The organism is Chryseobacterium ginsengisoli (assembly GCF_039542325.1).
GTDB lineage: Bacteria > Bacteroidota > Bacteroidia > Flavobacteriales > Weeksellaceae > Chryseobacterium > Chryseobacterium ginsengisoli.
Map to the genome: position 1 here is coordinate 741,567 of NZ_BAABHX010000001.1, position 14,905 is coordinate 756,471.

The window sequence follows — 14,905 nt, forward strand, 5'->3', positions numbered from 1 at the left end:
AAAGAAAAAGAAGAGGCAGAAATAAAAAGATTTTTTTCACCAATAAAATTTTAAATATTAAACAAAAACTGAACTAAACACTTGATAAATGTATTAGCAAAATTCATGCAAATTTTAAGATTTTATTAACAAAATTTTAAGATTTCATTATAATTTAATTGTAAGCCTAAAAAAAAGCAACAGATAAAAATCCATTGCTCTATAATTTTATTTTAAAAATATAATTTTATGCTAAAGTCAGACCTAATTTCTCAGCTTCTGCAATCACAAAACTTTTGGCCTCTTCACTGTCATTTCCAATCTCACCTTCCAAAATTGCCTCTTTCACTTTTTCCTTTAAAATCCCGATTTCACGTCCAGGTTTCAGATTAAACATTGCCATAATTTCTTCTCCTGAAATTGGCGGCTGGAAATTTCTTACCTGATCTTTTTCTTCAACTTCCTTGATTTTAACAGCAACATATTCAAAGTTTTTCTTGAATTTTTCCTGTTTTTTGGAATTTTTGGTTGTGATATCAGCTTTACAAAGCGTAAACAGATCTTCCATATCTTCTCCGGCGTCGAAAAGCAATCTTCTCAAAGCAGAATCCGAAGCATCATCTGTAATCAAAGCAATAGGACGGGACGAAAGTTTTACCATTTTCTGAACATATTTCATGTCGCTTCCTAATGGTAACTTCAGCCTCTGAAACAATGTTTTTGTCATTTTTGAACCTAAAAACTCATGTCCGTGAAAAGTCCAACCCGTTCCTTCAACGAATTTTTTTGTCGGAGCTTTTCCGATGTCATGAAGCAACGCAGACCAGCGAAGCCATAAATTGTCTGTATTCACAGAAATATTGTCAACGACTTCCAAAGTATGGTAAAAATTGTCTTTATGGGTTTGTCCTTCAACTTCTTCTACTCCTTTCAGATCAACCAGTTCAGGGATAATTAATTTCATCAAACCCGTTTCTGCCATCAATTTTAATCCAACCGAAGGCTTTTCTGAAAGCATGATTTTATTAAATTCAACCATGATTCTTTCCATCGAAACAATTTTGATTCTTTCCGCTTCCTGTTTGATTGCTTCCAGTGAATTTTCTTCTATTTTAAAATTTAAAGTTGAAGCAAAACGAACTGCTCTCATCATTCTCAACGGATCATCAGAATATGTTTGAGCAGGTTCCAAAGGAGTTCTCAAAATTCCCTTTTCAAGATCATCAGTTCCGTTGAAAGGATCGATAAGTTCTCCGAAATTGTCTTTATTTAAAGAAATTGCCATCGCATTCACAGTGAAGTCTCTTCTTTTTTGATCGTCTTCTATCGTTCCGCCTTCTACTTCAGGTTTTCGGCTGTCTTCAGAATAGCTTTCTTTTCTTGCACCGACAAATTCCAGTTCAAGATCTTTATATTTGATCATCGCTGTTCCATACGTTTTGAAAACAGAAACTTTCATTTTAGGATCGATTTCTTTTCCTACGTTTTGGGCAAGTTCAATTCCGCTTTGTTCAGTCACAAAATCAATATCGGTAGAAGCTTTTCTTTTCATCAATAAATCCCGCACATAACCGCCAACAATGTACACAGACTGATTGTTTCCGGCTGCAACTTCAGAAATTATTTTGAAAAGTTTTAGATTTTTATTTTGATTAAGATTGATTATCATTATTATTTAAGATGTGAATATCAGATTTCAGCTATGAAAAATGATTTTTTGCAAAGATAACAATTACATTAAACTTTTAACAAATACAAAATCGTTTACAAAATATCCTTAACTTTAGTAAATAACTAACGACTATGAAAAAATTTTTATTTTTTGGCTTCGTGTGCCTGTTCTCGACTCTATTTTCTCAAGCCAAAAGTGTTCATTACACAGATTTTATAGATTTCACCGATAATTCCGGAGTAAAATACAATGTAATGATGGTTACAGATGAGCATGATGAAGACAATGGACGTGCAAATTCTACGGTAAGAATTCTTTACACAACCGACGGAAATGAACATTTGATAGAATTCTATGCCGATTGTTATCTGGAAAAATTAAAAAACGGAAATACAAAAATCTCGTTTATTCCCACAAAAAATGGCAGTGTACAAATTATAAAAGGCAAAGATGTAACCTACAGTCCCGATACTTTTGTGTATGAAATTGATTCAAAAACAAGCAAAATAACAGGAACTCAGTCTGACAAAAACAGTACTAAACCTAATCCGATCTTTTATAAAAACACTACGATGGAAACCCAGGACAGAAAAGATGAAGCTGACAGATTTTATTTCAGAACAGAAGCGATGTACAGTCTACTTAAAACTTTTTATGATAAAAAAACCGAAGATACAGAAAAGCCTTATTTTGATGCTTTAGGTTGGTTTGGAAGTGACGGAATTGCTTATCAAGCCTTTATTATTTCAGTTTTAAAGGAACAAGGACGTTTAAGCTCTGTCGTTAGAATACGTTATGAGAAAAATGGAGTAATCAATATTGTACAATATGATACGTTATCTGAAATTGTGTTACAAAATGACGATACCATCAAAATTTCCATCAAACCAAAAGATAAGATTATTAAAAATATCAAAGGAAATTCCAGCTATAATGCAGACAGCTTCTCGTATACTTTGGACGCGAACGATAAATTCATAAGCGGAAAACAATCGGACGACAATTCTTCTGCAGATTTATCTTACATTAAGGTAACTAATAATCAGGAATTTGCATTGAAATTCTATTCAGAAAATGATGAAATTTATCAAAAATACTTTAAATAAATCAATAAAAAAGACGCTGTTTGATAGCGTCTTTTTTTATAAATATTTTTATTCCCGAAGAACTTTTATTCTATTATCACTCCATATTTTTATCACCGAAGAACCAGAATATTTTGAAACTTTCTCGCGGTCTTCTTCTACTGCATAATCTACCAGATCAATCATTTCAGGAGAAATATCGGAAAATTTCAACGGGCTTTTGTCTCCACTGAAGTTCGCGGAGGTTGAAACTAATGGTTTATTCAATTTTGTAATTAATTTTTTACAAAAATCATTTTTTACCAGACGAATTCCTATACTTCCGTCTTCTGCCAATAATTCTTTCGGTAGACCTTTTGGGTTTTCATAAACGATGGTTACGGGTTTTTCGCTCAAGTCAATAATTTCCCAAGCCATTTCTGGAACGTCTACCAAATCCTGTAATCTTTTTTCAGTTTCCACCAAAATGATCATAGATTTGTTTTTTTCGCGTTTTTTGATGTCAAAAATTTTGTTGACAGCTTCTATGTTTGTTGCGTCACAACCAATTCCCCAGATTGTATCTGTTGGATATAAAATTGTTCCGCCTGATTTTAATATTTCTACGATTTTTTCCATTTTCGCTTATTTAATTTTAATTAATCAATTTTCCCTTGCAATAAGAAAAGACCTGTAATTTTCATTCCTTTTTCGATTATCAATTCGCTGTTTTCTTTATTTAAAAACATTTCAATGGTGAAAAAATCCTCCTCTTCTTCATAAGTAATTAATTGCACATCCAACATATAACCTTCAATAAGAACTGGATTGTTTGTACTTACCGGACGAATATTTTTCACAATTCCGATAAAATCAAAACCTCCGATATAATTTACCTCCTGATTAGGCATATACATGGTGAAGTTTTCAGACGTTCTGAATTCCTGATCCGGATCATCTTCATGTTTTTGAGCATGTAAAATAATTCCGCTTAATTGGATGTCTAAATTTTTTGAAGTTTTATATTTTTCTTTATTGTAAGAATAATCTGTTGCGAAAAATGTAAGACCAAAAGTATCTTTTCCTGATCCGTAAATTACACCTTCCATATTTTCCATGTGATTCCATTCTGAAACGGTTTTCATCGTTACATTGATCGATTTATCTGTTTTAATAACAGGAAAAGCTGTTCGCATATCATTTTTCTTATCCTCAACAGATCTTAACAATAAGAAATCACTTTCAATATCTTTCACTTCAATTTCAGAAGAAACTTTCTCTTCTCCTGATACAAAAACGGCAGCAACAAGATGCGAAATAAAACTTCCGTTTGCTTGGGAAACTCTTTCAAATCCTAAAGTTCCAGCCCATAAATCGCCCAGTCTTCCTTCATTGGCACTTTCGATCTCAATTCCATATTCATTAATAATTGAAGGCGGTTTTATTTCATCACGCTCTGTGTAATATTGTTTTCCTTCATCAAGTTGTGTGTTAAAAACGATGTTGTTTTCTTCCTCCGTAAGCTCTGCAATAGGAGCATATCCAATTCCTTCTTCACCGTATTTGTAAGGAAGATTGATCATTGTAATCGAACCTTTTCCAAAATTACAGTAGAAAGTTATTGCTCTGAAATTTTCCTGTTCTGTTGATGGTTCATAATTTTCATCATTATTGAATTGAGAATGATAACCAATTATAAATGATCTTATTTTATTTTCAGGTAATAGCTTTTCGAACTTCTCCTTCATTCCGGAAATGGCTTCTTCAGGAGAAAAAGCATATCTCCCCGTTTTACTGCTGAGCATAAAAACAAAACCTTTAATCGTTCCGTCAAGCTCTTCATAAGCTGAAATCGGTGCAAAACTATCCTGATGCTGAAGCATGATTGCAGAAATTACATACTCAGAATATTTTTTAAAATCCTGAAAATCTGCCATAATGATTTTTCTTTCGGATGTATTTAAAATTGGCTGTTCATCGATTTCCTGAGTTTTTTCAATCGGAATTTCAGGTTGCTTTTTCTCTGCAGGATTATTATTTTCAGGGGAAAAATTATTTTGTGATTGTTCTATTGTCTCGTTTTTTTTCTTTTTAAAGAAATCAAAAAGTCCCATTCTATGTTTATTTTTATTTTTGAAGGCTAAATGTACAAATTAATTTTCTCAGAGAAATAAGTAAGAATTTATTAAATTTTTTAATTAATAGGATCATTAAAGAACCTATCAAAATAACTTTTCTTTGGATTTAAATCAAACTTTTTCTGATTTAATATCTTTTTAAAGTCCTTCCTGATAAAATGTTGTGAAATTAAAACAGGAGCATTTGTTTTTCTTCCATTTTGAATTACTGTGTAAAAAATCGACTGATCTTGAAAAAAAATCACAGTAGTTTTTTCTTCACCCCATCCACTAAATCCGTTTATTGGTTCATTAAAAAATATCAAGTTTGAGGATATTTTAGAAATCCTGTATTTATATTTTTTTCCATATTCCAGAATTCTTCTTTTTGCTTCCTCTTTATGGATATAGAACTTAATTTCTTTAAGATTTTTTTCCGTGAATTTACAATACGAACTGTATAAACAAAATGTTAATAAGCTAGAAAGTACAAAATAATCTAAACTGTTATTAGGAGAAGGTTTTATTTCCTTGAAAACAAGAAATGAATAAAATATCAATATTGAAAAGATAAAATATCTCCCAACAGCATCAAATTTATCCGACCAACTTTCCTCATAGACAAGTTTTTTTGATTCAATACTTTTTTCAATATCTAAATTCTTTAAACTACGCATTTTTTTTCTCTGTAACTTTTAAATAAATCGAAGAAAAAGTTATAAATAAAATGGAAGCCAGCCATAAAAAATAACCTGATTTCAATTCAATTATCGGAGCAATTCGACCACTTTTAGTCATCGTCAAATTTTCAAAACTTAAAAATACTAATGCCAGAATCGAAGAACAAATAAGCGGAAAAACAGCTCTTTTATTTTTCTTAAATAGTAAAAACAGACCAATAAAATAAAGAGGATTCGCCAACCAAATACAGCCTTCCCAAAAGCCACCACCCCAAAAATGCATCCATCCTACAAGAAAGGCCAAATAAGAAGGATAGTTTACAATTTCAAAATATTGATAAACAATACAAACTTGCGTTAATGATATAAAAAATATTATTAGACTGATGAAAATTGCAATATTCGCTGGAGATTTAATCACAACTTCGGCAAATATCTTTCCTCAATAATATTCAAATGATGCACATTGTGACCCACAATCAATTTTCCGATTGTTTCTGCAGAAATTTGATTTCCATTGGCAGTTCCTAGATTATCTAAAACTGATGGATTTAAAGTTTCCAATAAAATCTGAGAAGATTTTCTGATCAATTGATATTCTTCTAGTAAAGAATTTATGCTTCTTTCATTGGCAAAAGAATTTTTGGCATACAATTCCTCATCAAAACCGGGCAGTTCATTTTTGTCACCTCTTGCAAAAGCCAGAATTCGATATTGAAAAATTCTTTCCGTATCCGACAAATGCAACAGCAATTCTTTCAACGTCCATTTTCCCTCTGCATAAGCAAAAAGTGATTGTTCTTCTGTAAGCTTTGAATAAATTTCAACGGTATTTTCACCCGATTTTTTCAATTCTTCCAACCAGTTTTCAGATGGAATCAAATCTAAATATCTTTGAACGTATTTTTGAAAATCAGTCATGTTTTTTTTAGTTATAAGGTATTAATTATAAAAATAATATAAATGATAATTTAAGTCTGCAAATATCATTTATAATTTATCAATCATCATTTATCAGTCTTTATTTGTCCATTCGTAGAAATTCACTTCATCGTAAATTTCGAATCCGCAACTTGGATACAATTTATTTCCGATGTCGTTAGATTTTCCTGTTTCAAGAAGAACTCCGCAAGCGTCAGTAGATTTTGCCAAATCTTTTGATTCTTCAATCAGTTCTTTTGAAAAACCTTTTCCGCGATAATTTTCATTGACGTACAAATCATTCAACAGCCAATAGCGTTTCATTCTTGTCGAAGAAAATATTGGATATAATTGAACAAAACCAACTAATTTCCCATTATTTTCAGCTATGAAAATTTCAGAATCTTTATTTTCAATTCTGTCTTTTAAAAAGTTTTCTGCAGCCGGAATATCCGAATCTTTATGATAAAAAATTCTATATTGATCAAACAATTCCGCCAATTGAGGCAAATCCTGAAGTGTAGCTTTTCTTGTGGTTTTCATAGTAAATTATAAATGGTGGTCGTAACTTAAAACACGTTTCATTTTCCAGTCTTTACCGTCCAAAATCCAGAGAATGGTAAATTTTGCACGGCTTCCTTTGTTCCATTTTCCTTTGTAAAATTCAGAAAAATCATTTTCTCCTTCCTGAACAAATGCATACAAAACATTATCGTTGTATAAAGGATACACTTTCATGCTGTTCGGAACCAATTCGCGTTTCACTTTATTGGGTCCTCCGCAAATATTGTTTTTGATCGAAGCTATGAAAGCTTCTTTTCCTGAAGTAATTCCGCCTTTGTCGTGGTAAAATTCAAGATCGTTGCTGATAATAGAATCATAATGAGAAAGGTCACATTTATTAAATCCGATATCGAATATCAGACTGTCTAATTTTTTTGCTGTTTTGTATAATTCATCGGTATTTTTTACCTGAGAATATGCAATCTGACTTAAAATTAATAACAATAAAATCCGAATCTTTCTCATTATGTTTTATTTTAAATATTGTTCAACGTTTTGTCATTCTGACGAAGGAAGAATCTTTTTTAAACTATAATAGATTCTTCACTACGCTTCGCTTCATTCAGAATGACAAAATACGAGATTTATAACTAAGAAAAAGCTCTTTCCAAATCCGCGATAAGATCTTCCGCATCTTCAATTCCAACGCTTAAACGAACCAAGTCATCGGTGATTCCCAATTCAGCACGTTTTTCGGCAGGAATAGAAGCGTGAGTCATCAAAGCTGGATGATTTGCCAAAGATTCTACTCCGCCAAGAGATTCTGCCAATGTGAAAACTTTTACTTTCTCTAAAAATTTGATGGCATCTTCTTTTTTACCCGATTTGAAAGTGAAAGAAACCATTCCTCCGAAATCTTTCATCTGAGATTTTGCCAATTCATATTGAGGGTGAGATTCCAATCCAGGATAAATTACTTGCGCAACTGCAGGATGAGACTCAAGATATTTCGCTACAGCCATTCCGTTTTCCGAATGTCTCTGAACTCTTAAAGCCAATGTTTTAATTCCTCTCAACACCAAATAAGAATCGTGAGGTCCTAAAATCCCACCACTCGCAAATTGAATGAAGTGAAGTTTTTCTCCCAATTCAGCATCTTTAGCAATTAAAGCTCCGGCAATAACATCAGAGTGACCTCCTAAATATTTTGTCGCAGAGTGCATGACAATATCCGCTCCCAAATCGATTGGTCTTTGAAGATATGGCGTCGCAAAAGTATTGTCAACGGCAACAAGAATATCTTTTCCTTTTGCAATTTCTACAACATCTTTAATATCAACCAATTTCATCAATGGGTTTGTTGGTGTTTCAACCCAGATCAATTTCGTTTTATCAGTGATAACATCTGCAATTTTAGAAACATCATCAAAATTCACGAAGGTAAATTTCAACTGATACTTTTCGAAAAGTCTGGTGAACATTCTGTATGTTCCACCGTATAAATCATCAACTGCAACTACCTCATCACCAGGATTTAATAATTTCAAAACACAGTCTATTGCAGCAAGTCCAGAACCGAAAGCTAGACCTCTCGCTCCGTTTTCGATGCTTGCCAAAGAGTCTTCCAAAGCCTGTCTTGTAGGGTTTGCCGCTCTTGAATATTCATAACCGGAATGTACTCCCGGACTTTTTTGTGCGAATGTAGACGTTAAAAATACAGGAACGTTCACGGAACCTGTTGCAGATTCGTGGTGTTGTCCTCCATGTATAACTTTTGTATTAAAATTCATATTTTTTGCTTTAGGCTTTAAGCTTCAGGCAATAAGCTTAATTTATATTGCTTTAAAACTTAATGTTATTAATATTAAAAAATAAGCTGCGTGCAAAAAGCTTTACCGCTTACTGCCTACAGCTTAAAGCATTATTACATTTTTATTGCAGATTTGATTGCAAATTCTTCCGCCATTTGCTCGATCCATTGTGCTACATCTTCCTCTCCGGTCGCTCTTTGGTAAGTACTCCCAAGAGAAACCAGAATCTGATGCATGAACATTTTCATTTGATCAACAGGCATTTCTTTTGTCCAAAGATCAATTCTCAAAGCTTCCATTGCTTTTTCATCCCAAACGGAAATCATTACCGCTTTTGTCTCTTCTTTTTCCACACCTCCATCTTGTGCGTTCCATGTCATCAGCTCAGGAATATGGTTTTCGTCCAATTCTACATCTATCGTAATCTGAGTTTTTCTCATACCTTCTATTTATTTCTAAAATTTTAAATTTTACTAATTTCTATTTGTTATTTAACCTTCGGTTTATATCCCGATTGATTAAATATTACCGTTGCATCCATATTCAGGAAATCCTGCAATTTGGTCTCTGGTTTTTGTTTAAAATATTCTTTACAGATCTGCCATCCTGCAAAAATTCCCACTTGTGGTGAAGATTCGTTGTCAATTTCAGTATAAAATTTTGAGAACGGTCCAGGAGCGATGAAACGATCTTCCAATCTGTGATCATCTCCATAAATAAGGTTACTTTCTACAAAATAGTTCCAGATATTGGCTTCGTTTGCAGTTGCCCATTCATATTGTTTCTGTGTATAATTCATTTTCAGATACTCAGGATAAGTCGGTAAAAACGCATCTTTAAGAATCATAATTTTTCCGTTAAGAATCATCATATCAATAAATTTCTGATGATCGGGAGATTCTTTCACAAAACCTTCCGCAAAAACCTGCGCAACTTTCGGAACAATATTATTAGGATTCATCGACTTTTGGAAATACAATTCCAAACCTTTGTAATTTGGATTTCCATCACCCATAAAACCTGTAATATCTATGAACAGAAGATTTCCTTTTGCATCATAAAAAATAGGATCCTGAATCATCTGTAAAGCCGACGAAAACAGAAATACTTTCGGACTTTTAAATGACGGGAAATAATATTTAATGTGAGAAAACAAATCCTGAAGATCTGTCTGAAGCTTTTTCTCATCTATTTTCCCGATGGCTTCTTTATAGATTTTAATTTCCTCCGGATCGACTCTTCGTTTTCCAAAATCAGTATCGCTTACCGTTCCCTGAAACCACGGAAATTTAGCTTTAAACTGATCCAACGAAATATTCGGATCATACAATTCTTTGGAAATATCTGTGATTTCTACTTTTTCGGCTGGGTTTTTCACTTCCACGTTCCATTGATTCTGAGATTCTTTTTTACAAGAATTCAAACCCAAAACTAATACTAAAGAAAGCGCTGCGATTCTGAAAATCTTCATACTTTTACATGAAATTTAAGTTTACAAAAATAATGATTTAAACATAATTTAATGATGAAAAACAAAATAATTACAGCCGTTGCTCTGATTTTGGCAATCCCCCTTTTACATGCTCAAAATCTTACATTTAAAGATAAAAATTTAGAAAAAGCTGTTATTGAAAATTTTGATCTGAATAAAGACGGAGCAATCAATCAATTTGAAGCCGAGAGAATTGAAAATTTATTTCTGGTAAAAAAAGGAATTACATCTGTTGATGATCTTTCTTATTTTAAATATGCAAAAATGATTGTTCTGGATGATAATATGATTCCAATTGTATCATTAAAAAATATGGATCATGTTCAGCTGTTTTCCTGTACAGGCTGTAAAATTTCAACCTTTAAAATTGAAAATGCAAAAAGTCTGGCTTCATTGTATCTTGACAATAATGAAATCGAAAATATTTCGTTAAAAACAACTCCAAGAATTGATCAATTAACCGTATCTTTAAATAAAATAAAGACAATAGATTTAAGCCCACTCAAAAACCTGAAAAACTTAAATCTTGAACATAACCAGATCCAAAAACTGGATATTTCAACAAATCTGAATTTGCAGACCTTGAATGTCAAACAAAATCCGTTAAAGGAAACCGACATCAAAAAAGGCGCAAAAGATGTTACCATTTTTGGATTTCAGCAACAATAAGACATGCATCTAGAAACAGAAAGACTTATTTTGAGGAAATTTGAGGAAACAGATTTTGAACGCATGTTTCTCCTGGACTCGAATCCTGAAGTGATGAAATACATCGGAATTCCTCCCCTTTCAGACATCAATGAATCTAAAAAAATCATTAAAATGATCCAACAGCAATATCTCGACAATGGTGTCGGAAGATTGGCTGTGATCGACAAAGAAAGCGGGCTCCTAATCGGCTGGAACGGATTAAAATTATTAACCCAGGAAATCAACGGTTATAATAATGTTTACGATCTTGGTTATCGTTTTTTACCTGAATCTTGGGGAAAAGGTTATGCCTTGGAATCTGCAAAAGTTTCTCTTGATTTTGGATTTAACGATTTAAAAGCTGAAACAATTTACGCCCATGCTCATTCTGAAAACGGAGGTTCCAATCACATTCTAAAGAAATTAGGTTTCAAAAAAACCAGCGAATTCACCGAACCGGATGGAATTTGCTTTTGGTATGAACTTAAACGTGAAAATTATATCTAAAAACACCATCAAAATTTTTAATTTTGAACTTCTTTAATTAAAACAGACTAAAAAATATAAACAATGCAGACACAAAAAGTAATAGATCATCTTGTAAGCTGGCTGAAAGATTATGCAACGAAAGCAAATGTAAACGGATATGTAATTGGCGTTTCGGGAGGAGTAGATTCCGGTGTGGTTTCTACACTTTGCGCAATGACGGGACTTGAAGTTTTATTGCTTGAAATGCCGATCCGTCAGAAAGAAGATCAGGTAAACAGAGCACAGGATCATATTGCAGATCTGAAGAAAAAATTCCCGAATGTTCAGGCAAAAACAATCAATCTTACTCCTGTTTTTGAAAGCTTTGAAACTGTTGTACATGATCATATAGAAGGAAGATGGAGTAATAATCTGGCTTTAGCGAATACAAGATCACGTTTCAGAATGCTGAATTTATATTATTTTGGCCAGCTTCACGGGCTTTTGGTTTGTGGAACGGGAAATAAAGTAGAAGATTTCGGAATTGGTTTTTATACAAAATATGGAGACGGCGGTGTCGATGTTTCTCCAATCGCAGATCTTTATAAAACTGAAGTGTATGAATTGGCAAGAGCTTTAAATTTAATTGAAAGTATTCAAAATGCAATTCCTACAGACGGACTTTGGGATGCTGAAAGAACTGACGAGGATCAAATTGGGGCAACTTATCCTGAACTTGAAAAAATCCAGAAAGAGTATGGAACAAAAACGGTTGAAGATTACGAAGGTCGCGACAAGGAAGTTTTCATGATTTTCGACAGAATGCATAAAGCAGCGAAACATAAAATGGTTCCTATTCCGATTTGTGATGTTCCGGAGGAATGGAGAGCGTAAATTAATATAACGATTTAACAATGTAACAATTGATTAGTAAATAGTAGATTGTTATATTTTTTAATTTAAAAATATGAATGGTAAAATAAGATCTGTATTTTTCATTTTTTTAGGGCTTCTTTTTGGAATGCCCGCGATGTATGTTTATAATAATTTTATTGCCGATAAAAAGAATAGTTCTTCCAAGCCTACAATTGAATATAGTAGTTCTGACGTTTCAAGTGCAAATTCTTACTCGAATCAACAATCTATTGATCAATTAACAGAGGAAAAAACGGTAATTAATTATGTAAAACAAAATCATAAGCTTCCTGATTATTATATCACGAAAAATGAAGCCAGAAAACATGGTTGGAACCCTTCGAAGGGAAATCTGTGTGAAGTTTTACCGGGAAAAGCAATTGGGGGAGATAAATTCAGCAACAGAGAAAGAACTTTACCCGAAGGGGAAAAATATTTTGAAGCCGATGTGAATTATAATTGTGGAAACAGAAATGCAGACCGAATCATTTTCACAAAAAACGGCAATATTTATCTGACTAAAAATCATTATAAAAGTTTTGAAAAACAGTAGTTTTTACTTCCTGTTGCTTTGTTTTACCTTCCTATTTTCCTGTTCAGAAAAACACGAAAATATCAAGGAAGAAAAAGCCATTACAATTTTGATTCAGCCATTTAAAGATATAAAATCTGAAAATGTAGAATCTGTAGCCAATGAAATCAAAAAGGTTTATCCTTATGTGAAGATTTTAGAGCCAATCGATTTACCGGAAATGGCTTATTATAAAGAAAGAAACCGTTACAGAGCAGATTCTATTATTTCTTTTTTAAGTAAAAAAACTGAAAAAGGCTTTGTAACGATTGGTTTAACCTCAAAAGATATTAGCACAACCAAAGGAAAAATAAAAGATTTCGGAGTGATGGGTTTAGGTTTCACACCGGGAAAATCCTGTATTGCATCAAGTTTTAGATTAAATAAAAAAAATTCAAACGAACAGTTTTTTAAAGTTGCCATTCATGAGCTTGGTCATACACAAGGTTTGAAGCATTGCCCCGTAAAAATGTGTTTTATGAGAGATGCGGAAGGTAAAAATCCAACCAATGAGGAAACCGATTTTTGTAAAAAATGTAAACAAATTTTAATTAATAAAAACTGGAAATTCAATTCAATATGAGTACAATATATATAGATTTTATGGACATCGGAGATTATGAAGATTTTTATGTTCAATTAAAAGAAAAGATCAAACTTCCTGAACATTTTGGAGATAATCTTGATGCACTTTCAGACGTGATCACAGGTGAACTGGAAATGCCGCTTCATATCGAATTTGTAAATATGACAGTCGATCAGCTGGAAATTTTTGAAGATCTTCTGACAACTTTGGAAGATGCCGAAGATGAAGTTGAAGATTTTACCTTCACTTATTTCCTTGAACAATATGAAGATGATGAGGACGATTTTGTAGAAGACCACGAATAAAATTAAGAAATAAAAAAACAAAACTCGCAGATTGCTCTGCGAGTTTTTTGGTCTAAGTTCTTTTAAGTGCGTGTTGTGTATTGTCCAATTTTATTTTTAGTGTTTTATAAACTTAAAACGCTGTGAAACTTCCCCTTTCACGAATAACTGTAACACATAATTTCCCTTAGATAAAGACGATACATCAATCTGACTCTCAACAGACGAGAACGTCTTTATCTTTTGACCGACCATATTATAAATTTCAGCCTTATCAATTTTACTTTTTCCTTCAATGTGAATAACATCTTTTACAGGATTTGGATACATCGAGATATTTCCATTTGCAACAAGATCATTTGCAGCAAGATATCGTGTAAGATCCAAATAAAAAGCTACTATCTGATTAGAAGCATTCACTCCTGTTCCCGCTATTTTTTTACCATCTTTGGAAATTGCTGATGGCAAAGACATTTTCACTCCATTTGTTTCAATTCCTAAACTTGCAGCATAAGCATTTAAATTAATACGTCCTGTTGCTGCAGTCCATATAAAGCCTTCTCCAGCCATTGGCAGTCCCGGGAATGGTCTAAAGAAGCCAATAACTAGTTCTCCGTTTCCGGAGATTCCCGTTGCACCACCTCTGAAGAAGGCAGAGGAATTAGGATGTGTAATGTATGTAAGCCCGGAAAATGCATTCCAGACATAAGGATTGTGCATTGCCGATCCTATGATGGTGTTTCCGTCGGCAGAAACAGCTCTTGCTTCACCAACTTTATCACCATTATTATCTAATATAAAACTTTCAGTTCCGTTGATCCATTTTGCGCCGCTCTTGGTTCCGTCAGATTGCTCTTGCCATCCTACAATCACTGTTCCGTCAGCATTTACAGCATTTGTTTTTGAATTTCTTTCCGATTGAGGAAATTCATTCGTTAATGCTCCTATTGAAACCATTCCATTTGTGGCGTCCCATTTATAAATTTTTCCTTTGCGGTTATCAACATTTACAATTCCGTTATCCGAAATTCCACTTATATTAAAATTCCCAATAGCAATTATCGTTAGTTGTGCTTGCGCCAAAAAACAATTAAAAAAAAATACAACAGTCAAAATCTTTATTGATGACCGGTAAATCTTTTTCATAATTT

The 14,905-nt window shown here is 32.9% G+C and carries 19 protein-coding genes; 7 read left to right on the forward strand and 12 right to left on the reverse strand.

Features of this window, described 5'->3' with window-relative positions:
- Positions 1–226: 226 nt before the first annotated feature.
- Positions 227–1,648 carry a CCA tRNA nucleotidyltransferase gene (locus tag ABD940_RS03470; RefSeq protein ID WP_345200334.1) on the reverse strand — a complete coding sequence of 474 codons (1,422 nt, stop codon included), beginning with the start codon at positions 1,646–1,648 and terminating at the stop codon, positions 227–229.
- Between the two features lie 134 nt (positions 1,649–1,782).
- On the opposite strand from ABD940_RS03470, the gene ABD940_RS03475 reads away from it, so the two are divergent.
- Complete coding sequence (locus tag ABD940_RS03475) at positions 1,783–2,757, forward strand: hypothetical protein (RefSeq protein WP_345200336.1); 975 nt, start codon at positions 1,783–1,785, stop codon at positions 2,755–2,757.
- A 48-nt stretch (positions 2,758–2,805) separates the two neighbouring features.
- On the opposite strand, the gene ABD940_RS03480 is transcribed toward ABD940_RS03475, so the two are convergent.
- From ABD940_RS03480 to gldB, 10 genes are all read right to left on the reverse strand, one after another.
- Entirely contained in the window at positions 2,806–3,354 is a 549-nt protein-coding gene (locus ABD940_RS03480) for an L-threonylcarbamoyladenylate synthase (protein WP_345200337.1), read from the reverse strand.
- A gap of 20 nt (positions 3,355–3,374) precedes the next feature.
- On the reverse strand, positions 3,375–4,829 hold the full coding sequence (locus ABD940_RS03485) for a hypothetical protein (protein WP_345200339.1): 1,455 nt from the start codon (positions 4,827–4,829) through the stop codon (positions 3,375–3,377).
- 80 nt (positions 4,830–4,909) lie between these two features.
- Complete coding sequence (locus ABD940_RS03490; protein WP_345200340.1) at positions 4,910–5,509, reverse strand: hypothetical protein; 600 nt, start codon at positions 5,507–5,509, stop codon at positions 4,910–4,912.
- The gene (locus tag ABD940_RS03495) at positions 5,502–5,933 is read right to left on the reverse strand and encodes a hypothetical protein (protein WP_345200341.1); all 432 of its coding nucleotides are present in this window, start codon (positions 5,931–5,933) and stop codon (positions 5,502–5,504) included. Before ABD940_RS03495 ends, ABD940_RS03490 begins: the two co-directional genes overlap by 8 nt.
- Positions 5,930–6,433 carry a DinB family protein gene (locus tag ABD940_RS03500; RefSeq protein ID WP_345200342.1) on the reverse strand — a complete coding sequence of 168 codons (504 nt, stop codon included), beginning with the start codon at positions 6,431–6,433 and terminating at the stop codon, positions 5,930–5,932. The genes ABD940_RS03495 and ABD940_RS03500 overlap by 4 nt, the downstream gene beginning before the upstream one ends.
- 93 nt (positions 6,434–6,526) lie before the next feature.
- The gene (locus ABD940_RS03505; protein WP_345200344.1) at positions 6,527–6,976 is read right to left on the reverse strand and encodes a GNAT family N-acetyltransferase; all 450 of its coding nucleotides are present in this window, start codon (positions 6,974–6,976) and stop codon (positions 6,527–6,529) included.
- 6 nt (positions 6,977–6,982) lie between these two features.
- Positions 6,983–7,462, reverse strand: coding sequence for a nuclear transport factor 2 family protein (locus ABD940_RS03510; protein WP_345200346.1), 480 nt, complete (start codon positions 7,460–7,462; stop codon positions 6,983–6,985).
- 125 nt (positions 7,463–7,587) lie between these two features.
- A complete protein-coding gene (locus tag ABD940_RS03515; RefSeq protein ID WP_345200347.1) occupies positions 7,588–8,727 on the reverse strand; it encodes a cystathionine gamma-synthase in 1,140 nt (379 codons plus the stop codon).
- 134 nt (positions 8,728–8,861) lie between these two features.
- On the reverse strand, positions 8,862–9,188 hold the full coding sequence (gene gldC / locus ABD940_RS03520; protein ID WP_345200349.1) for a gliding motility protein GldC: 327 nt from the start codon (positions 9,186–9,188) through the stop codon (positions 8,862–8,864).
- Positions 9,189–9,235: 47 nt separating this feature from the next.
- Positions 9,236–10,219, reverse strand: coding sequence for a gliding motility lipoprotein GldB (gldB, locus tag ABD940_RS03525; RefSeq protein WP_345200350.1), 984 nt, complete (start codon positions 10,217–10,219; stop codon positions 9,236–9,238).
- A 51-nt stretch (positions 10,220–10,270) separates the two neighbouring features.
- Here gldB and ABD940_RS03530 point away from each other — a divergent pair, with 51 nt between their 5' ends.
- The 6 genes from ABD940_RS03530 to ABD940_RS03555 all read left to right on the forward strand — a co-directional run bounded on the left by ABD940_RS03530 (position 10,271) and on the right by ABD940_RS03555 (position 13,775).
- Complete coding sequence (locus tag ABD940_RS03530) at positions 10,271–10,909, forward strand: leucine-rich repeat domain-containing protein (protein ID WP_345200351.1); 639 nt, start codon at positions 10,271–10,273, stop codon at positions 10,907–10,909.
- 3 nt (positions 10,910–10,912) lie between these two features.
- Positions 10,913–11,437 (forward strand): GNAT family N-acetyltransferase, encoded by a 525-nt coding sequence (locus tag ABD940_RS03535; protein WP_345200353.1) that lies wholly within the window; start codon positions 10,913–10,915, stop codon positions 11,435–11,437.
- A gap of 63 nt (positions 11,438–11,500) precedes the next feature.
- Entirely contained in the window at positions 11,501–12,292 is a 792-nt protein-coding gene (gene nadE, locus ABD940_RS03540) for an NAD(+) synthase (RefSeq protein WP_345200354.1), read from the forward strand.
- Between the two features lie 73 nt (positions 12,293–12,365).
- A complete protein-coding gene (locus ABD940_RS03545) occupies positions 12,366–12,866 on the forward strand; it encodes a ribonuclease domain-containing protein (protein WP_345200356.1) in 501 nt (166 codons plus the stop codon).
- Positions 12,853–13,467: a matrixin family metalloprotease gene (locus tag ABD940_RS03550; RefSeq protein ID WP_345200357.1), complete on the forward strand. Its 615-nt coding sequence runs from the start codon at positions 12,853–12,855 to the stop codon at positions 13,465–13,467. The genes ABD940_RS03545 and ABD940_RS03550 overlap by 14 nt, the downstream gene beginning before the upstream one ends.
- Positions 13,464–13,775: a barstar family protein gene (locus tag ABD940_RS03555; RefSeq protein ID WP_345200358.1), complete on the forward strand. Its 312-nt coding sequence runs from the start codon at positions 13,464–13,466 to the stop codon at positions 13,773–13,775. The genes ABD940_RS03550 and ABD940_RS03555 overlap by 4 nt, the downstream gene beginning before the upstream one ends.
- A gap of 96 nt (positions 13,776–13,871) precedes the next feature.
- On the opposite strand, the gene ABD940_RS03560 is transcribed toward ABD940_RS03555, so the two are convergent.
- Positions 13,872–14,900: a T9SS type A sorting domain-containing protein gene (locus ABD940_RS03560; protein ID WP_345200359.1), complete on the reverse strand. Its 1,029-nt coding sequence runs from the start codon at positions 14,898–14,900 to the stop codon at positions 13,872–13,874.
- Positions 14,901–14,905: the final 5 nt, after the last annotated feature.

Bases quoted from the DNA above. Each gene is read 5' to 3' on its own strand.
- nadE (WP_345200354.1), top strand. From the start codon at position 11,501: ATGCAGACACAAAAAGTAATAGATCATCTTGTAAGCTGGCTGAAAGAT.
- ABD940_RS03490 (WP_345200340.1), bottom strand. From the start codon at position 5,509: ATGCGTAGTTTAAAGAATTTAGATATTGAAAAAAGTATTGAATCAAAA.
- ABD940_RS03515 (WP_345200347.1), bottom strand. From the start codon at position 8,727: ATGAATTTTAATACAAAAGTTATACATGGAGGACAACACCACGAATCT.
- ABD940_RS03485 (WP_345200339.1), bottom strand. From the start codon at position 4,829: ATGGGACTTTTTGATTTCTTTAAAAAGAAAAAAAACGAGACAATAGAA.
- ABD940_RS03480 (WP_345200337.1), bottom strand. From the start codon at position 3,354: ATGGAAAAAATCGTAGAAATATTAAAATCAGGCGGAACAATTTTATAT.
- ABD940_RS03545 (WP_345200356.1), top strand. From the start codon at position 12,366: ATGAATGGTAAAATAAGATCTGTATTTTTCATTTTTTTAGGGCTTCTT.
- ABD940_RS03505 (WP_345200344.1), bottom strand. From the start codon at position 6,976: ATGAAAACCACAAGAAAAGCTACACTTCAGGATTTGCCTCAATTGGCG.
- ABD940_RS03475 (WP_345200336.1), top strand. From the start codon at position 1,783: ATGAAAAAATTTTTATTTTTTGGCTTCGTGTGCCTGTTCTCGACTCTA.
- ABD940_RS03535 (WP_345200353.1), top strand. From the start codon at position 10,913: ATGCATCTAGAAACAGAAAGACTTATTTTGAGGAAATTTGAGGAAACA.
- gldB (WP_345200350.1), bottom strand. From the start codon at position 10,219: ATGAAGATTTTCAGAATCGCAGCGCTTTCTTTAGTATTAGTTTTGGGT.
- ABD940_RS03560 (WP_345200359.1), bottom strand. From the start codon at position 14,900: ATGAAAAAGATTTACCGGTCATCAATAAAGATTTTGACTGTTGTATTT.
- ABD940_RS03555 (WP_345200358.1), top strand. From the start codon at position 13,464: ATGAGTACAATATATATAGATTTTATGGACATCGGAGATTATGAAGAT.
- ABD940_RS03500 (WP_345200342.1), bottom strand. From the start codon at position 6,433: ATGACTGATTTTCAAAAATACGTTCAAAGATATTTAGATTTGATTCCA.
- gldC (WP_345200349.1), bottom strand. From the start codon at position 9,188: ATGAGAAAAACTCAGATTACGATAGATGTAGAATTGGACGAAAACCAT.
- ABD940_RS03470 (WP_345200334.1), bottom strand. From the start codon at position 1,648: ATGATAATCAATCTTAATCAAAATAAAAATCTAAAACTTTTCAAAATA.
- ABD940_RS03530 (WP_345200351.1), top strand. From the start codon at position 10,271: ATGATGAAAAACAAAATAATTACAGCCGTTGCTCTGATTTTGGCAATC.
- ABD940_RS03510 (WP_345200346.1), bottom strand. From the start codon at position 7,462: ATGAGAAAGATTCGGATTTTATTGTTATTAATTTTAAGTCAGATTGCA.